Source organism: Achromobacter sp. NFACC18-2, assembly GCF_900108985.1.
Taxonomy (GTDB): domain Bacteria; phylum Pseudomonadota; class Gammaproteobacteria; order Burkholderiales; family Burkholderiaceae_B; genus Achromobacter.
On the sequence record NZ_FNYM01000005.1, the window covers coordinates 13,687 to 34,017 of the forward strand.

Sequence of the window (20,331 nt, forward strand, 5' to 3'; positions counted from 1 at the left end):
GCGAGCCATGGATAGGGCAAGCCGACTATTGTATATAGGTTATAGCCAGCCTTTAACTGGGACGCCATCCCTTGCATCAGGCGGCTCCCGCTTACCTGGGGGCCTGCCGGTCAAATGGGGGCGAAACACGCCGGGAAAAGTCCCCGGCGGCGGCTTTTTTACCCCGGCTACTCCACCCCGCGGGCGCGGTCCGCGGCAAACTGGGCGCGCCAGGCGTCGAAACGGCCTTCGGCGATGGCCTCGCGCATTTCCTTCATGATAGTCAGATAGAAGTGCAGGTTGTGCAGCGTGTTCAGGCGCGCGCCGGTGATCTCGTTGGCGCGCTGCAGGTGGTGCAGGTAGGCGCGCGAGAAATTGCCGCAGGTGTGGCAGCTGCAGCTCGGGTCCAGCGGCCGGGTGTCGTCGCGGTATTTGGCGTTGCGGATCTTGACGTCCCCAAATCGCGTGAACAGCCAGCCATTGCGGGCGTTGCGGGTGGGCATGACGCAGTCGAACATGTCCACCCCGCGGCTCACGCCCTCGACCAGATCTTCGGGGGTGCCCACGCCCATCAGGTAGCGCGGGGCCTGGGCGGGCAGCTTGGGCGTCACGTGCGCCAGGATGCGCATCATGTCTTCCTTGGGCTCGCCCACCGACAGGCCGCCGATGGCGTAGCCGTGAAAGCCGATGTCCTGCAGTCCGGCCAGGGATTCGTCGCGCAGCGACTCGTACATGCCGCCCTGCACGATGCCAAAGAGCGCATTCGGATTGCCCAGGCGGTCGAATTCCTCGCGCGAGCGCCGCGCCCAGCGCAGCGACATGCGCATGGAGCGCGCGGCTTCCTCGACGGTGGCGGGACGGCCGTCGATTTCATAGGGCGTGCATTCGTCGAACACCATCACGATGTCGGAATTGAGCGAGCGCTGGATGCGCATGGACTCTTCCGGCGTGAGGAACAGGCGCGCGCCGTCGATCGGGGAGGCGAATTTCACGCCTTCCTCGGTGATCTTGCGCATGCCCTGCAGGCTGAACACCTGGAATCCGCCCGAGTCGGTCAGGATGGGCTTGTCCCAGTTCATGAAGCCATGCAGGCCGCCATGCTTTTCCATGATCTCGGTGCCGGGGCGCAGCCACAGGTGGAACGTGTTGCCCAGCACGATCTGCGAGCCGATTTCCTTGAGCTCGTGCGGCATCATGGCCTTGACGCTGCCATAGGTGCCGACCGGCATGAAGATGGGGGTCTCGACCACGCCGTGGTTGAGCGTGATGCGGCCGCGGCGGGCGCCGCCATCGGTGGCGAGCAGTTCGAAGTTCAGTCCGGTCATGGGGCAGGGGTTTCGATGAACATGGCGTCGCCGTAGCTGAAGAAGCGGTAGCGCGCGGCGACGGCGTGGGCGTAGGCGCGGCGGATGGGCTCGACGCCGGCCAGCGCCGACACCAGCATCAGCAGGGTCGACTGGGGCAGGTGGAAGTTGGTGACCAGGGCGTCGACGACGCGGTACTGGTAGCCCGGGGTGATGAACAGGCGCGTGTCGCCCTGGGCGGGGGCCAGCGGAACGCCGGGGGCCGTGCGGCCCTCGGTCTGCGCGGCGGCCGATTCCAGCGCGCGCACGCTGGTGGTGCCGACGGCGATGACGCGGCCGCCCCGCGCGCGGGCCGCGGCGATCGCGTCCACGGCGGCCTGGGGCACCGTGAACCACTCGGCGTGCATGACGTGGTCGGCCAGGTTGTCCACGCGCACCGGCTGGAAGGTGCCGGCGCCCACGTGCAGGGTGACGAAGGCGCGCGCCACGCCCAGATCGGCCAGGCGGTCCAGCGTGGGCTGGTCGAAATGCAGGCCGGCCGTGGGGGCGGCCACCGCGCCGGGTTCGCGGGCGTAGACGGTCTGGTAGCGGTCGTCGTCGCCGGCGTCGGCGGCGTGCGTGATGTAGGGGGGCAGGGGCGTGGCGCCGTGGGCATCCAGCAGGTCCAGCACGGGGCCGGGGAAGCGGATGTCGAAGAGTTCGCCCTCGCGGCCCAGCACCGTGGCCTCGAAGGCGTCGGCCAGGCGCAGGACCATGCCGGCGCCGGGCGACTTGCTGGCGCGCACGTGGGCCAGGACGCGGTCGGGTTCGGTGATGCGCTCGACCAGCACCTCGATCTTGCCGCCGGTGATCTTGTGGCCCGCCAGGCGCGCCTTGATGACGCGCGTGTCGTTGAACACCAGCAGGTCGTGCGGGCGCAGCAGCGCCGTCAGGTCCGCGAAATGGCGGTCGTGAAGGCGGCTGGCGGCATCCAGGTGCAGCAGGCGGCTGCCCGTGCGCTCGGCGGCGGGCGTCTGCGCAATGAGCTCGGGGGGCAGCTCGTAATCGAAATCGGAAACGGTGAAAGACTGGGTCACGCGGGTATCGGGATCAGTGGAATCGGGCCCTGCACAGGACGAGCCGGCCCGGAAGGCGGGCTCGGGGCAGCCGCGTATTGTAAAGGGACGGTTAATAGGGGCGGAACAAAGGCTGCGCACGGGGGGCGTGAACGGCCACCCGCCCGGGCCTGGCGGCCGCATGACGATGCCCGCCAGGCGCGTTGGGCCGTCGTGTGCCGCCCGCAACTCGTCCAGGTTTTGTATGCTCTCGGTTTTGCGGGACGAGCAACCGGGTGGGCGTGGCATGACGGGACAAATGATCAAGCGTGTGGGCGGACTGAAGCGATGGCTGGCGGGCGGTGTCCTGGCCCTGGCCACGGGCGCCGTCTTTGCGCAGGTTCCCGGGCTGCCGCCCGACGTGGTCAAGGCGTGGAAGGCGTCCAAGCTGCCCGAGAGCGCCCTGTCGCTGGTGGTGCAGGAAGTCGGCGGTCCTCGCCTGGTGGCGCTCAACGCCAAGGAAGCCCGCAACCCCGCGTCGGTGATGAAACTGGTCACGACCTGGGCGGCGCTGTCCGAACTGGGCCCCAATTACGTCTGGCGCACGGAGTTCATGACGGCGCCGGGCGTGCGGCCCGATGCCAAGGGCGCGCTGAACGGACCGCTGTACCTGCGGGCCGGCGGCGATCCGCAATTCCTGCTGCAGGACCTGTGGGCGCTGTTGCGCGAGCTGCGGCTGCGCGGCGTCAAGCAGATCAATGACCTGGTGATCGATCGCAGCATATTCGGGCAGGTGTCGATCGACCCCGGCGCGTTCGACGGCGCGCCCGACCGGGCCTACAACGCCAGCCCGGACGCGCTGATGGTGGGTTTTGGCGCCTTGCGCCTGTTGTTCACGCCGGACCCGGTGGCCAACAAATGGGTGCCGCTGATCGATCCGCCGCTGCCCGGGCTGAAGATCGAAGGCCATGTGGAATGGAGCGACATCCGCTGCCCCGGCCCGCCGGTGGTCACGACCGATCCCGTCATCACGCAGCAGGGCGTCACCATCCGGGTGAATGGCAAGGTGGCGGGCTCGTGCGGCGAGTTCAGCCTGTATCGCCTGGCGCTGTCCCAGCCCGACTACGCGACCGAAGTCTTCCGCATGCTGTGGAAGGAGCTGGGCGGCACGTTCAAGGGACAGGTTCGTTCCGGCATGACGCCGCCGGACGCGGTGGTGCTGGCCTCGCATGATTCGCCCACGCTGGCCGAGGCGATCCGCCAGATCAACAAGCGCAGCAACAATGTGATGGCGCGGACCCTGTTGCTGACGCTGGGCGCGGAACGCGGCCGGCGCCCGGCAACCGTCGGCAGCAGCGAGGTGGTCGCCAAGGATCTGCTGGCCAAGCAGGGGCTGGACATGCCCGAGCTGGTCATCGACAACGGCGCGGGCCTGTCGCGCGACGCCCGCGTGTCGGCCGACAGCCTGGCGTCGATGCTGACCGTGGCCTGGAATTCCCCGGTGATGCCGGAGTACATCTCTTCGTTCGCCATCGCCGGGGTGGACGGCACCGTGCGCCGCCGCCTGAAGGGCAACGGCACGCTCGGCATGGCCCATCTGAAGACCGGCTCGCTGCGCGACGTGCGCTCGATCGCAGGTTACGTGCTGGGCGCGAGCGGCAAGCGCTATGTGGTCGTCAGCATCGTCAACCACGAGCAGGCGGGCGCCGTCCGCGCCTTCGACGACGCCTTGATTTCCTGGCTCGCCGAACAATAGCTAAACCGATTACGATCCTTCCGTGTGACCCGCCACGGGTCGGCGCAGGCGCGCCGTGCCGCTCCGGGTCCGCCTGAGGCCAAAAGATTCTGACCAACAAATACTCTGGAGAGTTACGCACATGCCCGTGCACGAAATCCGCCATCCGCTGATCCGCCACAAGCTCGGGATCATGCGACGCGTCGACCTCAGCACCAAGAGCTTTCGTGAACTGTCGCAGGAAGTGGGCGCGCTGCTGACCTATGAAGCGTCCAAGGACCTGCCCCTGGCGCCCGCCACCGTCGAGGGCTGGTGCGGCCCGGTCGAGGTCGAGAAGATCGCCGGCAAGAAAGTCACCGTGGTGCCCATCCTGCGCGCCGGCATCGGCATGCTGGACGGCGTGCTGAGCCTGATTCCGGGCGCCAAGGTCAGCGTCGTGGGCGTGGCCCGCAACGAAGAGACGCTGGAGGCCCACACCTATCTGGAACGCCTGGTGGGCGAGCTGGACCAGCGCCTGGCGCTGATCGTCGATCCGATGCTGGCGACCGGCGGGTCGATGGTCGCCGCCATCGACCTGCTCAAGCGCGCCGGCTGCAAGGAAATCCGCGCGCTGGTGCTGGTGGCGGCGCCCGTGGGCATTGATGCCGTGCTGGCCAAGCACCCGGACGTGCACATCTACACGGCGTCCATCGACGACGGCCTGAACGAGCACGGCTACATCATGCCGGGCCTGGGCGACGCCGGCGACCGCATCTTCGGCACCAAGCAGAAGGCCGAGTAGGAACTCCCGGCCCGGTCCTGGCGCGCCGGGACCGGCCGCAAGTCCTGGCGGCGGGCCTACGCCGCCAGCTCCGGCACGCCAAGGTGCCGGCCAAACCAATGCAGGCGCGGCGCCAGTCCCGCGACTTCGCCCACGATCAGCAGGGCGGGGGAGCGCACCCCATGTTCCAGGGCCAGTTGCGGCAGTTGCTCAAGCGGGCCGGACACCACGCGCTGTTCCGGCCGGCTGCCGTTCTCGATCAGCGCGAACGGCGTGCGCGGCGAGCGGCCATGGCGCAGCAGGCGCTGCGTCAGCAGGTCGAGCTGTCCCACCCCCATGTAGAACGCCAGCGTCTGCTTTTCGCGCGCAAGCGCGGGCCAGTCCAGGTTGTCCTCGTCTTCGCGGCAGTGCGCGGTGATGAGTCGCACGGATTGGGCGTGTTCGCGATGCGTGAGCGGAATGCCGGCAAAGGCCGCACAGGCCAGCGCCGCCGTGATGCCGGGCACCACTTCATAGCGCACGCCGTGCGCCCGCAGAAATTCCAGTTCCTCGCCGCCCCGGCCAAAGATGAAGGCGTCGCCGCCTTTCAGCCGCACCACGCGGCGGCCGGCGCGCGCGTGTTCCACCAGCAGCGCATGGATGCGGGCCTGGGTGGCGTGATGGTTTTCGCCGGGCAGCTTGCCCACGGACACGCGTTCGGCGTCGCGCCGGGCGAGCGACATGACTTCGTCGCTGACCAGGCGGTCGTAGAGGATCACGTCGGCCTCGTTCAGGGCGCGCAGGGCCTTGAGCGTCAACAGGCCGGGGTCGCCGGGGCCGGCGCCCACCAGCACCACGCTGCCTTCGGCGGGGGCGATCGGGGCCGCCAGGGCGTCAGCCAGCGCGGCCTCGGCCTGCGCCGGCTGCTGCTGGCGCAGAAAGCCGGCCACCGGGCCGTCCAGCAGCCAGTCGTAGAAGCGCCGGCGCGCGCCCAGGTCGGGGTGGCTGGCGCGGATGCGCTTGCGATACGTGGCGGCCAGTCCGGCCAGTTGGCCCAGTGTGTGGTCAAAGAGCGATTCGATGCGTTCGCGGATGCGGCGCGCCAGCACCGGGGCCACCCCCGACGAGGAGATGGCCACGATGACGGGCGACCGGTCGACGATGGACGGCACCTGGAAGGAGGACAGTTCGGGGTCGTCCACCACGTTGCAGAACAGGCGGCGCGCCTGGGCGGCTGTGGAGACCGCGCTGTTGACGTCGCGGTCGTCGGTGGCGGCCACCACCAGCCACACGTCTTCCAGCCAGGTGGGGTCGAACAGCCCCGGCAGGCGCCGGACGCGGCCCTCGGCCGCCAGCGACGCGAGCGCGGGGGTCAGTTCGGGGGCGCCGACGACCACGTCGGCGCCGGCTTCCAGCAGGGCGAGCGTCTTGCGTTCGGCGACCGCGCCGCCGCCGACAACCAGTACCAGCCGGTCTTTCAGATCGGCAAAAATCGGGAAAAGCTTCATGAATGCCAGCCTCGGGCGTACCCGGCTCAATGTGGGTCGATCATAGGGACGGGCTTTCATCCCCACAACTTTTGATTTCTTTATTTGATATAGCCATAACTTATTTGGCTGGCCGTCAGGCATTGCCGAGCCATTGGCTCATCTCCACGACCTCGCGGGCGACTTCGCCCAGGCGCTTCTGGCTTTGCATGGCGCGTTCGCGCAAGAGCCGGTGGGCTTCGTCCTCGGAAATGGCGCGGGTCTTCATCAGGATACCCTTGGCCTTTTCCACCCACTGGCGGTCGGCGAGCCGGAGCTGGGCCTCGCGCAGTTCCTCGCGACGGGATTTCTCCATCGCAAAGCGCTCGATCGCCACCGTCAGCAGCGGTTCGATGCGGGCGGCGGGCACATCGCCGACCACATAGGCCGCGACGCCGGCGCGCAGGGCGTCGCGTATGGTCTCGCGGTTGCCGTTGTCGGTGAACATCACGACCGGGCGGTCGCTGTGCGAGCTGGCCACACAGATGTTCTCCAGCGTGTCGCGGCCGGGGGCGTCGCTGTCGATCAGCACCACGTCGGCGGCGGACTGGGCGATGCTGGCGGCCAGGTCCGCGCCAGGTGCCACTTCGGCGACGACGTGCACGCCCGCCGCGGCAAGCGTTTGCCGCAGGGACGCCGCGCGTCCCTCGCCATCGTTCAGCAGCATGACCTTCAACATGAGACACCCCCCTGGTGTTCTGGTTGATGCAAGTTCCATGCCATCGCCGTCGCGCGCGGCGTGCGACGGGCGCGCACGGCCACGGGGCGCGCGCCGCACAGGAATGGTGCGCTGCGGCATCGGATCGCGCACCAACTTGGCTCCGCCCCTGATTGACGCAGGCTCCAGCCCGGACACCCGCGGTACGGCCAGAGCAAGCGCCCGCGCGGGCTGCAGCGCCGTCAAGGCCAGATTTGCAAAAACTGGCACGGCGATTGCTTGAGTGAAATCGGGGCGGCCAACGGCGGTCGCCCGACGCAAAGCGCCGCGTAACGCGGCCAGGGACAACGACGTTCCGCAGCGCCATCGGATGGAAATCCGTGGCGCGCGGGACGTTTTTTTTTGCCGCTACCTTCCAGGAGCCTTGCATGACGCCTTTGACCCGCAGCCCCTCGCCCGACGCCGCCCGCGCCGACATGACCGCCAACGCCGGACGCCGCAAATGGCTGGGCGGCACGGCGCGCGCGGTCGCCGGCGCCGGCCTGCTTTCCCTGGTCGACCCGCTGGTGCGCGCCGGCGCCTGGGCCGCCGGCACCGACGCCCCGGAAAAGACCGAGGTGAAGATCGGTTTCATCCCGCTGACCGACTGCGCGTCCGTCGTGATGGCGTCGGTGCTGGGCATCGACAAGAAGTACGGCGTGAAGATCACGCCTTCCAAGGAAGCGTCGTGGGCCGCCGTGCGCGACAAGCTCATGAATGGCGAGCTGGACATGGCGCACGTGCTGTACGGCCTGGTCTATGGCGTGCACATGGGCATCGGCGGTCCGAAAAAGGACATGGCCGTCCTGATGAGCCTGAACCAGAACGGCCAGGGAATCACGCTCTCGAAGAAGCTGCTGGATTCGGGCGCGCGCGACGGTGAATCCCTCGCCAAGCTGATGGCCGCCGAAAAGCGCGAATACACCTTCGCGCAGACGTTCCCCACCGGTACGCACGCCATGTGGCTGTACTACTGGCTGGCGGCGTACGGCATCAATCCGATGAAGGACGCCAAGGTCATCACCGTTCCGCCGCCGCAGATGGTGGCCAACATGCGCGTGGGCAACATGGACGGCTACTGCGTGGGCGAGCCCTGGGGCGCGCGCGCCATCATGGACAAGATCGGTTTCACCACCGTCACGTCGCAAGGCATCTGGACGGACCACCCCGAGAAGGTGCTGGGCACCAGCGCCGATTTCGTGAACCGCAATCCGAATACGGCGCGCGCGGTCACCGCCGCGATCCTGGAGGCCGGCAAGTGGATCGACGCGTCGCCGGAGAACCGCCGCAAGACCGCTGAGACCATCGCCGCCAAGTCCTACGTGAACACGGACGCCAGCGGCATCGTGGACCGCATGCTGGGCCAGTATGAAGATGGGCTGGGCAAGAAATGGACGGACCAGCACGCCATGCGCTTTTACGCCGATGGCGCCGCCAACTTCCCGTATCTGAGCGACGGCATGTGGTTCCTGACGCAGCACAAGCGCTGGGGCCTGCTGAAGGACCATCCGGACTACCTGGCCATCGCCACGCAGATCAATCGCATCGAGCTCTACAAGCAGGCTGCGCAGGCCGCGGGCGTGTCGCTGCCCGCGAGCGAAACGCGCACGTCCAAGCTGATCGACGGCGTGGTCTGGGACGGCAGCAATCCCGCGGCCTATGCCGACGGTTTCAAGGTCAAGGCCTGAGGGCCTGTCAACAAGGGGACTCTCCATGTCTACCGTAACGATTACGCGCCGTGGCGACGACTTCGCCGCCTTGTGGCGGGAACGCCTGGAATCCGCGCTGAAGGCGGTCGTGGGGCCGGTCGCCGGCTTTGCCCTCTTCGTGCTGGTCTGGCAAGTGGTGGCCATGCGCATCACGGAAATCCCGACGCCTGGCGTCACCTGGCACGCGGCGGTCGAGCTGTTTGCGGACCCGTTCTATGACAACGGCCCGAACGACAAGGGCATCGGCTGGAACCTGCTGGCCTCGCTGGAGCGCGTGGCGGCCGGGTTTGGCCTGGCGGCGGTGGTGGGCATCCCCGTGGGCTTCGCGATCGGCCGCTACGCGGCCGTGCGTTCCATGTTCTCGCCCATTGTCAGCCTGCTGCGTCCGGTGTCGCCGCTGGCCTGGCTGCCGCTGGGGCTGCTGCTCTTCAAGGCGGCCAATCCCGCCGCGATCTGGGCGATCTTCATCTGTTCGATCTGGCCGATGATCATCAATACCGCGGTCGGCGTGTCGCGCGTGCCGCAGGATTACCTGAACGTGGCGCGCGTGCTGAACCTGTCCGAATGGAAGGTCACGACCAAGGTGCTGCTGCCCGCCGTGCTGCCCTACATGCTGACCGGCGTGCGGCTGTCCATCGGCACCGCGTGGCTGGTGATCGTGGCCGCCGAGATGCTTACGGGCGGCACCGGCATCGGCTTCTGGCTGTGGGACGAGTGGAACAACCTGAAGGTCGAGCACATCGTCATCGCCATTTTCGTGATCGGCATCGTGGGGCTGTTGCTGGAGACCCTGCTGGTCGCGCTGGCCCGCCGTTTCACCTATACCGAGGAATAGCGCCATGAAGAAATTCGTACGCATCGAACAAGTGGGCCAGACCTTCGACACCCGCAAGGGCCCCTTCGTCGCGCTGCGCGACATCGACCTGACGGTCGAGCAGGGCGAGTTCATCACGCTGATCGGCCATTCCGGTTGCGGCAAGTCGACCTTGCTCAACCTGATCGCCGGCCTGACCCGCCCGACCAGCGGCGTGCTGCTGTGCGCCGAACGCGAGATCACCGGCCCGGGTCCGGATCGCGCCGTCGTGTTCCAGAACCATTCGCTGCTGCCGTGGCTGACGTGTTTTCAGAACGTGCACCTGGCAGTCGAGCGCGTCTTCGGCGCCACGGAGAAGCGCGCGCAATTGGCCGAGCGCACCCGCGCCGCGCTGGACCTGGTGGGCCTCTTGCCCGCGCAGAACAAGCTGCCGCGCGAGATTTCCGGCGGCATGAAGCAGCGCGTGGGCATCGCGCGCGCGCTGGCGATCGAGCCGGGCGTGCTGCTGATGGATGAACCCTTTGGCGCGCTCGACGCGCTGACCCGTTCGCACCTGCAGGACGAGCTGCTCAAGATCGTGGGCAAGACGCGCACGACCACCATCATGGTCACCCACGACGTGGATGAGGCCGTGCTGCTGTCGGACCGCATCGTGATGCTGACCAACGGACCGGCCGCCACCATTGGCGAGATCCTGCCGGTGCCGCTGGCGCGGCCGCGCGACCGCGTGCGGCTGGCCAACGATCCGACGTACCTGGCGTGCCGCGCGGGGGTGGTGGACTTCCTGCATCGCAGGTACGGCAATCCGGAGCGCTCGCAGCCCGCTGCGCCGGCCCCTGCCACCCTTGCCGTCGTGCCCCCGCTGGAGGAGGCCGGCGCGACGCGCGCCGCCGCCTAGGAGCCCGGCCATGCAAGAAAGGCAGAAGCTGGTCGTGGTCGGCAACGGAATGGCCGGCATCCGCACGGTGGAGGAATTGCTGAAACTGGCGCCGGACCTTTACGACATCACGGTGTTCGGCGCCGAGCCCCACACCAACTACAACCGCATTCTGCTGTCGCCGGTGCTGACCGGCGAGCGCACGCTGCAGGACATCGTGCTGAACGACGAGGATTGGTACGCCCGCCACGGCATCCGGTTGCTGCGGGGCCGCAAGGTGACGGGCATCGACCGCGCGCGGCGCGCGGTGCTGGCCGACGACGGCACGCGCACGCCGTATGACCGGCTGCTGCTGGCGACCGGGTCCACGCCGTACCGGCTTCCCGTGCCGGGCCATGATCTGGAAGGGGTGGTCGCCTTTCGCGATATCGGCGACGTGAATCTCATGATCGACGCCGCCTCGCGCTACCGCCATGCGGTGGTGATCGGCGGCGGCCTGCTGGGGCTGGAGGCCGCCAATGGCCTGGCCGCGCGGGGCATGCAGGTGTCGGTGGTGCACCTGGGCGCGGCGCTGCTGGACCGCCAACTGGACGGCGAGGCTGCCGCGCTGCTGCGCGCGAGCCTGGAGGCGCGGGGCCTGACCTTTCTGCTCCAGCGCCAGACGGCGGCCATCCTGGGTGGGGCGGACGGACGCGTGCGGGCGGTGCGCTTCGCGGATGGTGAAGAGGTCCCCGCGGACCTGGTGGTGATGGCGGCGGGCGTGCGGCCGAACACCGAGCTGGCGCAACGCTGCGGCCTGCATGTGGACCGCGGCGTGGTGGTCAGCGACACCCTGCAGACCTTCGATCCGCGCATCTACGCGGTGGGCGAATGCGTCAGCCACCGCGGCACGGCCTACGGCCTGGTCGCGCCGCTGTTCGAGCAGGCCAAGGTGGCGGCCAATCATCTGGCGTTGCACGGCATCGGCCGCTACGTGGGCAGCGTCACGTCGACCAAGCTGAAGGTCACCGGCATCGACCTGTTTTCGGCCGGGGACTTCGCGGGCGGCGCGCAGACCGAAACCATCACGCTGGCCGACATGCCGGGCGGCGTCTACAAGAAACTGGTGATCCGCGACGACCGGCTGGTGGGCGCCTGCCTGTACGGCGACACGGCGGACAGCGCCTGGTACGTGCGGCTGATCCGCGAAGGGGCGGGACTGGGCGCCCTGCGCGACCGGCTCATGCTCGGTGAAAGCGCGGCGGGGGAGTAAACGATGGACATGCCGATGGCGCGCCGGATTGACATCATCAGCGAGGACACGCGTGAAGTCGCGTCCATCTGCTGTTATTGCGGCACCGGCTGCGGGGTGCGCGTGCAGGTGCGTGGCGACGCGGTCGTGGGCGTGCGCGGCGATGCGTCGCATCCGGCCAACCGGGGCCGCCTGTGCAGCAAGGGCCTGGCCCTGGCCGATACCGTCCGACGCGATGGCGCCCGCGTGCTGTCGGCGCGTGCGCGCGAGGCGCGCGGGCAGCCCATGCAGGACATCGCCCTGGCGCACGCGCTGGACCTGGCAGCGGACAGGTTGGCCGGCGCCATCGCCCGGCATGGGCCGGATTCGGTCGGCTTTTATCTGTCGGGCCAGTTGCTGACGGAGGACTACGCCGTCTTCAACAAGCTGGCGCGCGCGCTGGCGGGCACGAACAACATCGACACCAATTCGCGGCTGTGCATGTCCAGCGCGGTGTCGGGCTACAAGCGCACCCTGGGCGCGGACGCGCCGCCGGCCTGCTACGAGGACCTGGAGCTGGCGGACACGGTGCTGATCGCCGGGTCCAACATGGCCTATGCGCACCCGGTGCTGTTCCGGCGGCTGGAAGCCGCGCGCGCCAGCCGGCCGGGCATGAAAGTGATCGCGGTCGATCCGCGGCGCACGGATACCGCCGCCTTCGCCGATCTGCACCTGCCGCTGGCGCCGGGGTCCGATGTCGCGCTCTTTAACGCCATGCTCAACGTGATGCTGCGCGAAGGCCTGGTCGACGAGGAATACATCCGGCGTCACACAGAGGGCTTCGACACGCTGCGGGCGCGCGTGCAGGCGGTCACGCCCGAGGCGGCGCAGCGCCTGTGCGGCGTGCCTGCGCGCGATATCGTGCAGGCGGCGCGCTGGTTCGGGCAGGCGGGCGCGGCGCTGTCGCTCTACACCATGGGTCTGAACCAGTCGGTGGCGGGCACCGACAAGAATGCCGCGCTGATCCACCTGCATCTGGCGACCGGGCAGATCGGGCGTCCCGGCGCGGGACCGTTTTCGCTGACCGGACAGCCCAACGCCATGGGCGGCCGCGAGGCCGGCGGCATGGCGACGCTGCTGCCGGGCCATCGCGATCCCGCTTCGGCCGCCGACCGCGCCGAGGTGGCGCGCCTGTGGGGCGTGGACAGCCTGCCCGACGCGCCGGGCGCGACGGCGATGGACATGTTCGACGCGGTGCTGGAAGGGCGCATCAAGGTGCTCTGGATCGCGGCGACCAATCCGGCCCAGTCGCTGCCGGACCAGGCGCGCGTGCGGGCGGCGCTGGAACGCGCCGAGTTCGTGATCGTGCAGGAGGCCTACGCCGGCACCGAGACGCTGGCCTACGCTGACCTGATCCTGCCCGCGGCGACCTGGCCCGAGAAGTCCGGCACGGTCACCAATTCCGAGCGCCGCATCAGCCGGGTCCGCGCCGCGATCGCGCCGCCCGGCGACGCGCAGCCCGACTGGCGGCTGGCGCAGGCGGTGGCCCGCCGCCTTGCCGCACGCATGGCGCCGGCCAAGGCGGACCTGTTCGCCTACCGTGACGAGGGCGAAGTCTTTGCCGAACATGCCCGCATGACGGCCGGCCGGGACCTGGACTACAGCGCACTGGACTACGGCACCCTGGCGCAGCGCGGACCGCAGCAGTGGCCGTACCGGCAGGGGCAGGGCACGGCGCGCCTGTACGCCGACGGCGTCTTTCCCACGCCCAGTGGCCGCGCCCGTTTCTGTGATGTGTCGTGGCGGCCGACCGCCGAAACGACGTCCGAGAAATTCCCGCTGCAGCTGACCACCGGCAGGCTGCGCGACCACTGGCACACCATGGCGCGCACGTCGCTGGCCCGGGCGCTGACGCAGCATGTCGAGGAACCGTGGGTGTCGCTGCATCCCGATGACATGCGCCGCCTGGACCTGGAGCCCGGCGCGCTGGCCCGGCTGCATTCGCGGCGAGGCAGCCTGGTGCTGCCGGCGCAGCCGGACGACGCGGTGCGTCCCGGCCAGGCTTTCGTGCCGATGCACTGGGGCAGCGCCTTCATGGCCGGACTGGGGGTGAATGCGCTGACCAATCCCGCGACCGATCCCGTATCGCGGCAGCCCGAACTGAAGTTCAGCGCAGTGCGCGCCGAACCCGCCGGCCTGCCCTGGCAGGCCGGCGCCTGGCGGCAGGGCGATGGCGCGGCGCTGCGCGCGGACCTCGCGCCGTGGCTGCGCCGCTTCGACTACGCCGTCGTGCTGCCGACCGGCGCCGGCGGGGTCCGGTTGCGGCTCGCGAGCCGCGCGGCGCCGGATCCCGCGCTGCTGCACGAATTGGCCGAGGCGCTGGACCTGCGGCGCCCGGACGTGGCGTACGACGATCCCGCGCGCGGCACGCTGCGCCGGGTCGCGGCCGGGCAGGGCGGGCTGCGCGCCTTCCTGCTGACCGGCGACCTGCGCGCGCAGGACGCGCTGCTGGCCTGGGCGGGAGGCGGCGAGGCGCCCGCGAGCATCGCCGCGCTTCTGATGGGCCGGGTGGCCGGACCGGCGCGGTCGCGCACCGTCTGCGTCTGCCATGGCGTGAGCGAGGCGGCGATCCTGGGCGGCATCGCGCGCGGCTGCGACCTGGCGGCGCTGAAGGAAACGCTGGGCTGCGGGACCGGTTGCGGCTCCTGCGTGCCGGAGATACAGTCACTGATGGCGCGCCGCCCGACACGTTCGGACATACGCCGCGCGCGGCAACCGGTGTAGTATCAAGCCAACTGTCAGCCAGGCGCTGACGGCGTTTTCGGTTTTCTGGAGTGGCTTGTGACGACGATGCGAAAAGTGGCATCCCTGGTGATCGCGGCGGGCGCGATGGGCGCGGCCGGCATGGCGCAGGCCGGCGTGTGCGACGCGCAGTTCATGCATGATGGCGGCGCGGTGCAACTGACCGGCTCGGGCAATCTGGCGCTGGGCGCCGACCTGACGTTCGCCGAGGTTACAAAAAGCAATGGCGACAACTGCCGCGCGCGCGTGCAGGGCGTCGCCCGGTTCAGCTACGCGGGCCTGCCCCCCGGCAAATCCAAGCTCGATTACCTGATGACGGTCAAGGGCGGCCAGGCGACCTTCCTGCGCTACGCGAGCGCCGGCGAAGCGCCCAAGCCGTCCGAGGGCCAGTTCGACCTGCGGATGCTTGGCCTCTTTGCCTATGACGGCAAGCTCAACGCCGGCCAGAAGCTGCCGGGCTCGTCGTTCCGCCTCAAGATCGGCAAGGAAGCGCCCGTGGGCGGACAGCCCAGCACCACCGTGCGCATCGGCGAAAAGAAGGTGGGGCCCAAGGCCTCGCTCGACACCGCCCTGGGCCAGCAGTCCTGCCACCCGATTACCTACACCCGCAATTCGGATCCCACCATGGCCACGTTCCAGGGCCTGACGATTCCCATTCCCGGCATGAACACGACCGTCACCGATTGGTATTGCCCCGCCGTGAATCTGGTGATGAAGCAGGACATCGACCAGGGCGGCGTGAAGTCCGCGGTTGAGATTACGCAGATCAAGTAGCACCCGGTAGCACGCGGGCGATTGCGCCGGCGTGGCGGCTGGTATCATCGATTCGTCATGGACACACAACAGGAGCTCAAGAAAATGGCAACGAGAAAATCCGAAGACGTCGCAAAAGAAAAACTCATCGACAGTGTCAAGACCAGCCTGAATGACGCCGAAAGCCTGCTGCGCGAAGCAGCCAGCAGCACCGGCGACAAGGCCAATGAACTGCGCGACCGCGCCCTGACGTCGCTGCGGCGCACGCGCGAGGCGCTGTACGAAGCGCAGGATGCCGTCCTCGAACGCGGTCGCAAGGCCGCCCGCGCGACGGACGACTACGTGCATGACAATCCCTGGCAAGCCATCGGGGTGGCAGGCGTGACCGGCCTGCTGCTCGGCTTGCTGATCAGCCGCCGCTGACAGGGCAGGACGTCCGGGCGGCAGGCGCGGCGACATGCCGGCGCCTGCCGCCCGGCGTTCTTTCAGCCATGGGTCTACGAAAAACTGTTTTCGGTGTTGCCTCCAGCCTGGTCGGGCTGATGCGCACGCGGCTGGAGCTGCTGGCTCTGGAAGCCGCGGACGAAAAGGCGCGCCTGCTCAAGCTGCTGGGCCTGGCGTTTGCGGCCTTGCTATTCCTGACGCTGGCGGTGCTGGTGGCCACCATCACCATCGCCGTGGCGTTCTGGCCCACGGAAGACCGCTATCTGGCGCTGGGTCTGCTGGCGGCCTTCTATGGTGTGGCCGGCGTGGTGCTGCTGCTCGTGGTGCGCCACGGGCTCGTGTACGGACCGGCGCCGTTCTCGGCCACGCTCGAAGAGCTGGGTCGCGATGCGGAATTGCTGGACCGGGTGCGCGAGGCGCATGCCGACGACGAGCCGGCGGTACGCCGGCGCGAGGAGCCCTGAGCCATGCACAAGAGATCTCCCACCGTCGACCGCGCCGTGCGCATCGAACTGCTGCGCGCCCGCGCCGCGATCGAGCGCGAATCATTGGCGCAGAGCATCGTCTCGGCCGGGCGCAAGCTCGAGCCCGGCGCGCTCATCCGCGGCATGCTGCCCGGCCTTGCGTCGGGTGGCGCCTCGCGCTGGGCCTTGCAGGCGATCACCCTGGCGCGGCGCTATCCCATCATCAGTTCGTCCCTGTCCGCCATGTTCATGCGCGGGGGCAAGCGCGGCAAGCTCCTGAAGCTGGCCGGCGGCGCCTTCGTGGGCTGGCAACTGTTCAAGGCCTGGCGCGGCATGCGGCAGGACGACGACAGGGAGCGCGGCTGACGCCAGTCCGCACGAAGCAAAAAACGACCCCGCCGCTGAATGCCTCCCCGCCAGCCTGACCTCCGTCGGGCCTTCGGGGAGCATTCAGCGGCGGGGTCTTTTTGTGCCCGCTGCCGCGAGCCGGGCGCCTACAAGCCCAACTGCCCCCACATATCGTCCACGCGCTTCTTGACGTTGGCGTCCATCGTGATGGGCGTGCCCCATTCGCGGCTGGTTTCTCCCGGCCACTTGTTGGTGGCGTCCAGGCCCATCTTGCCGCCCAGGCCGGACACCGGCGAGGCAAAGTCCAGGTAGTCGATCGGCGTGTTCTCGACCAGCAGCGTGTCGCGCACCGGGTCCATGCGGGTGGTCATGGCCCAGACCACTTCCTTCCAGTCGCGCGGATTGATGTCCTCGTCCACGACCACGATGAACTTGGTGTACATGAACTGGCGCAGGATGCTCCACAAGCCGAACATGACGCGCTTGGCGTGCCCGGCGTACTGCTTGCGGATCGACACCACGGCCAGGCGGTAGCTGCAGCCTTCGGGCGGCAGGTAGAAATCCACGATTTCCGGAAGCTGGCGGCGCAGCAGCGGCACGAAGACTTCGTTCAGCGCGACGCCCAGCACGGCCGGCTCGTCGGGCGGCTTGCCCGTGTAGGTCGAGTGATAGATGGGGTTGCGCCGCATCGTGATCCGCTCGACGGTGAAGACCGGGAACCAGTCCTGCTCGTTGTAGTACCCGGTGTGGTCGCCGTAGGGACCTTCCAGCGCCATCTCGTAGCCGCTGTCCGGCGGCGGATTGACGCCCTCGGGGACCACGGGCTTGATGGCGCGCGGATCCGAGGACGGTAGCAGGTGACCCTCCAGCACGATCTCGGCCCAGGCCGGCACCGACAGATTGCTGCCCAGCGCCTGCGCGACCTCGGTGCGCGAGCCGCGCAAGAGCCCGGCGAACTGGTATTCGGACAGGCTGTCAGGCACGGGCGTGACCGCGCCCAGCGTCGTGGCCGGATCGGCGCCCAGGGCGACCGCGATCGGAAATGGCGTGCCGGGGTTCGCGATGGCGTGGTCGCGGAAGTCCAGCGCGCCGCCGCGGTGCGACAGCCAGCGCATGATCAATTTGTTCGGCCCCAGCAACTGCTGGCGGTAGATGCCCAGGTTCTGCCGCTTGGCGTTGGGTCCGCGCGTGATGACCAGGCCCCACGTCAGAAGCGGCGCAACGTCGCCCGGCCAGCAGGTCTGGATCGGCAGGCGGGTCAGGTCCACGTCCTTGCCTTCCCAGACGATCTCCTGGCAGGCGGGGCTTTTGACGTTCTTGGGGCTCATGTCCCACAGCGCGGATTTCAGCATCGACACCTTGGCCAGCGCATCGCGCAGGCCCTTGGGCGCTTCGGGTTCGCGCAGGGAGGCCAGCAGCTCGCCGATGTCGCGCAGGGCGCTGACGTTGTCGGCGCCCATGCCCCGCGCCACGCGGGCCGGGGTGCCGAACAGGTTGGCCAGCACCGGCATCTGCGCGGGCTGGCCATTGTGGCGGGCGTTTTCGAACAGCAGGGCGGGCCCTTCGGCGCGCAGCACGCGGTCGGAAATTTCGGTCATTTCCAGTTGCGTGGAGACCGGGGCGCCAATGCGTTTGAGCTCGCCCATCCGTTCGAGTTGGGCGATGAAGTCTCTAAGGTCGCGGTATTTCACTACAGATCCCTGCTATTTGGTTACATTTCAGGTTCAAAGAGAGGTTAACATTGACTCCCTCTTTTTTACGCAGGAGGTTCCATGCCCGATGCGTCAGTGGCCAGCCTGTTCAGGCACATGGCCCAAGGAGTGCACCAATATCTTGCCGAGTCCCTGCGCATTTGCTCTGTTTACCTGGGCATTGCGGTCATTGTGACGGTAAGCATGGGATTCGCCCTGCCTGGTTTGCGCGACCAGGCATTGCAAGTGCACAAAGCCTTGTTGACCGCCCTCGCGCCTTCGTCCATGCAGGCCAGCTCCGATTCCGAAGCCGGCTCCGAACTGGGTGTCGATTCGTCGTCGGCCATTGCCATGGCCGTTCCCGCCGCACCCGCCAGCAACGCCACCGGCATGCTGGGGCCGGCCCGTATCGCGCCGCCCGCGCCCAAGACGCCCGCCTCGGCGGCCACGGGGCCGCAGGCGGAAGCATTGCGCAACTATATCTCGCGCAAGTACAAGGTTGCCTATGACGCGACCGGCCCGCTCCTGAACACCGTGTACAAGGTCAGCCGCGAAAAGCAGCTCGATCCCTTGCTGGTGCTGGCCGTGATCGCCATCGAGTCGCGCTACAACCCGCTGGCGGAAAGCCACGTCGGCGCGCAGGGCCTGATGCAGGTCATGACCAGCGTCCACCAGGACAAGTTCGACGCGGTCGGCAAGAATCCGCTGGACCCCGCGGCCAACATCCGCGTGGGCGCCACCATCCTGCGCGACTGCATCAACCGGCGCGGGTCCGTGGACGGCGGCCTGGCGTGTTACGTGGGTTCCACCGGACCGGACGACAACGGCTACGGCGCCAAGGTGCAGGCGGAACGCCGCCGCCTGGCGCTGGCGTCCGGCATCGCCATCGCGCGCGACTGAGTCTTCGCCCGGGTTCGTGCCCCGCTCCGTGCCCGGTTCCATGGCCGGTTCCATGACCGGCTCTACAAAGCGCGCCCTCGCAGGCGCGCTTTGGCTTTGGAGGTCAGCGTTGCAGCAGCACGCCCATCCGGGCCACCGCCTCTTCCAGGCGGTCCAGCCCGGTGGCATACGAGAACCGCATGGTGTGCGCCGCATGCGCCGGGCCGAAGTCCAGGCCCGGGACGGCGGCCACGCCGGCTTCCAGCAGCAGCCGCTGCGAGAACGTGGCGCTGTCCATGCCCAGGCTGCTGATGTCGGCATAGATATAGAACGCCCCGTCCGGCTTGACCGGCACGTCGATGCCCAGGCGCTCGAATTCCGGCAGCAGGTAGTCGCGGCGCTGCTTGAAGGCTTCGCGGCGGTGTTCGAAGATCTTCAGCGCGGCGGGCGTGAAGCAGGCCAGCGCGGCATGCTGCGCCAGCGTGGGGGCGCAGATGGCCAGGCTGGAGGCGATCTTTTCCACCGCCGCGACCATGCCGTCGGGCACGATCATCCAGCCCAGGCGCCAGCCCGTCATGTGGAAATACTTGGAGAAGCTGTTGATCACGATGACGTCGTCGTCCAGCGTCAGCGCCGAGCGCGGCTGGCCGTCATAGGACAGGCCGAGGTAGAGTTCGTCGACGATGGCAAAGCCGTCGCGCTCGCGCACCTGCGCCAGCAGTTGGGCCAGTTCACCGTGGGCGATGGAGGTGCCGGTGGGGTTGCTGGGCGAGGCCACCATCACGCCCTGCGTGGCGGGCGTCCAGTGCCGGGCCACGTCGGCGGCGGACAACTGGAAGCGCTTTTCCGCCGTGCTGGGAATCAGGCGCGGCCTGCCGCCCGCGGCCAGCACGAAATTGCTGTTGGCGGGGTAGGAGGGGTCGGGCATCAGCACCTCGCCGCCCGGGTTCACCAGCGCCGCGCAGGCCAGCGTCAGGGCGCCGGAGGCGCCTGCCGTGACGATCACGCGGCGCGGGTCGATCGTGGCGCCGAACTGCTCCTGGTAGAAGCGGGCGATGGCCTCGCGCAGCGGGGCGATCCCCGCGCCCGGGCTGTAGCCGCTGAGCCCGGCGCGGGCGGCGCGGTCCAGCGCTTCCACGACCTGGGGGGGCGCGGTAAAGTCCGGTTCGCCGATGCCCAGGCTGATAATGTCCTTTCCCGCCGCCTGCAGCGCCTGCGCCTGCTTGAACAGTTCCATTACCTGGAACGTCAGGAAATCATGGGTGCGGTCGGCGAGGCGGGGCATTGGAATCTCGAAAGCGTCATCTAGCAAAAAAGGAATTGTAG

General features: G+C 68.6%; 17 protein-coding genes and 1 pseudogene. 12 read left to right on the top strand and 6 right to left on the bottom strand.

The window, feature by feature from the left end:
- Positions 1-167: 167 nt before the first annotated feature.
- Positions 168-1,304, bottom strand: a complete 1,137-nt coding sequence (gene tgt, locus BMW75_RS08840; RefSeq protein ID WP_092578668.1) for a tRNA guanosine(34) transglycosylase Tgt — start codon at positions 1,302-1,304, stop codon at positions 168-170.
- Positions 1,301-2,359, bottom strand: coding sequence for a tRNA preQ1(34) S-adenosylmethionine ribosyltransferase-isomerase QueA (gene queA / locus BMW75_RS08845; protein WP_092578670.1), 1,059 nt, complete (start codon positions 2,357-2,359; stop codon positions 1,301-1,303). The genes tgt and queA overlap by 4 nt, the downstream gene beginning before the upstream one ends.
- Before the next feature lie 265 nt (positions 2,360-2,624).
- On the opposite strand from queA, the gene dacB reads away from it, so the two are divergent.
- Together dacB and upp are read left to right on the top strand one after the other, a co-directional pair.
- A complete protein-coding gene (gene dacB / locus BMW75_RS08850; protein ID WP_076516089.1) occupies positions 2,625-4,073 on the top strand; it encodes a D-alanyl-D-alanine carboxypeptidase/D-alanyl-D-alanine endopeptidase in 1,449 nt (482 codons plus the stop codon).
- Positions 4,074-4,194: 121 nt separating this feature from the next.
- The gene (gene upp / locus BMW75_RS08855) at positions 4,195-4,833 is read left to right on the top strand and encodes a uracil phosphoribosyltransferase (protein WP_076516087.1); all 639 of its coding nucleotides are present in this window, start codon (positions 4,195-4,197) and stop codon (positions 4,831-4,833) included.
- 56 nt (positions 4,834-4,889) lie between these two features.
- Here the strand turns inward: upp and cysG are convergent, their stop codons facing one another.
- Together cysG and BMW75_RS08865 are read right to left on the bottom strand one after the other, a co-directional pair.
- Positions 4,890-6,299, bottom strand: coding sequence for a siroheme synthase CysG (gene cysG, locus BMW75_RS08860; RefSeq protein WP_092578674.1), 1,410 nt, complete (start codon positions 6,297-6,299; stop codon positions 4,890-4,892).
- A 115-nt stretch (positions 6,300-6,414) separates the two neighbouring features.
- Positions 6,415-6,996, bottom strand: coding sequence for an ANTAR domain-containing response regulator (locus BMW75_RS08865; protein WP_076516083.1), 582 nt, complete (start codon positions 6,994-6,996; stop codon positions 6,415-6,417).
- 407 nt (positions 6,997-7,403) lie between these two features.
- Here BMW75_RS08865 and BMW75_RS08870 point away from each other — a divergent pair, with 407 nt between their 5' ends.
- The 9 genes and pseudogenes from BMW75_RS08870 to BMW75_RS08910 all read left to right on the top strand — a co-directional run bounded on the left by BMW75_RS08870 (position 7,404) and on the right by BMW75_RS08910 (position 16,453).
- On the top strand, positions 7,404-8,702 hold the full coding sequence (locus BMW75_RS08870) for a CmpA/NrtA family ABC transporter substrate-binding protein (RefSeq protein ID WP_092578676.1): 1,299 nt from the start codon (positions 7,404-7,406) through the stop codon (positions 8,700-8,702).
- A gap of 25 nt (positions 8,703-8,727) precedes the next feature.
- On the top strand, positions 8,728-9,558 hold the full coding sequence (gene ntrB, locus BMW75_RS08875) for a nitrate ABC transporter permease (protein WP_076516081.1): 831 nt from the start codon (positions 8,728-8,730) through the stop codon (positions 9,556-9,558).
- Between the two features lie 4 nt (positions 9,559-9,562).
- A complete protein-coding gene (locus BMW75_RS08880) occupies positions 9,563-10,435 on the top strand; it encodes an ABC transporter ATP-binding protein (protein WP_092578678.1) in 873 nt (290 codons plus the stop codon).
- A 10-nt stretch (positions 10,436-10,445) separates the two neighbouring features.
- Positions 10,446-11,663 (top strand): annotated as a pseudogene (locus BMW75_RS08885) (NAD(P)/FAD-dependent oxidoreductase); the annotation flags it as partial.
- Positions 11,664-11,669: 6 nt separating this feature from the next.
- A complete protein-coding gene (locus tag BMW75_RS08890; protein ID WP_092578682.1) occupies positions 11,670-14,408 on the top strand; it encodes a nitrate reductase in 2,739 nt (912 codons plus the stop codon).
- 66 nt (positions 14,409-14,474) lie between these two features.
- Positions 14,475-15,200, top strand: coding sequence for a hypothetical protein (locus tag BMW75_RS08895; RefSeq protein ID WP_092578684.1), 726 nt, complete (start codon positions 14,475-14,477; stop codon positions 15,198-15,200).
- An 84-nt stretch (positions 15,201-15,284) separates the two neighbouring features.
- On the top strand, positions 15,285-15,602 hold the full coding sequence (locus tag BMW75_RS08900) for an ElaB/YgaM/YqjD family protein (RefSeq protein ID WP_056326638.1): 318 nt from the start codon (positions 15,285-15,287) through the stop codon (positions 15,600-15,602).
- A gap of 68 nt (positions 15,603-15,670) precedes the next feature.
- Positions 15,671-16,087: a phage holin family protein gene (locus BMW75_RS08905; RefSeq protein WP_076516071.1), complete on the top strand. Its 417-nt coding sequence runs from the start codon at positions 15,671-15,673 to the stop codon at positions 16,085-16,087.
- Between the two features lie 3 nt (positions 16,088-16,090).
- The gene (locus BMW75_RS08910; RefSeq protein ID WP_092578686.1) at positions 16,091-16,453 is read left to right on the top strand and encodes a hypothetical protein; all 363 of its coding nucleotides are present in this window, start codon (positions 16,091-16,093) and stop codon (positions 16,451-16,453) included.
- A gap of 128 nt (positions 16,454-16,581) precedes the next feature.
- On the opposite strand, the gene ubiD is transcribed toward BMW75_RS08910, so the two are convergent.
- A complete protein-coding gene (gene ubiD, locus BMW75_RS08915; RefSeq protein ID WP_092578688.1) occupies positions 16,582-18,126 on the bottom strand; it encodes a 4-hydroxy-3-polyprenylbenzoate decarboxylase in 1,545 nt (514 codons plus the stop codon).
- Between the two features lie 81 nt (positions 18,127-18,207).
- Here ubiD and BMW75_RS08920 point away from each other — a divergent pair, with 81 nt between their 5' ends.
- Complete coding sequence (locus tag BMW75_RS08920; RefSeq protein WP_092578690.1) at positions 18,208-19,026, top strand: lytic transglycosylase domain-containing protein; 819 nt, start codon at positions 18,208-18,210, stop codon at positions 19,024-19,026.
- Between the two features lie 103 nt (positions 19,027-19,129).
- On the opposite strand, the gene BMW75_RS08925 is transcribed toward BMW75_RS08920, so the two are convergent.
- A complete protein-coding gene (locus BMW75_RS08925; protein WP_092578692.1) occupies positions 19,130-20,290 on the bottom strand; it encodes a pyridoxal phosphate-dependent aminotransferase in 1,161 nt (386 codons plus the stop codon).
- Between the last annotated feature and the right edge of the window lie 41 nt (positions 20,291-20,331).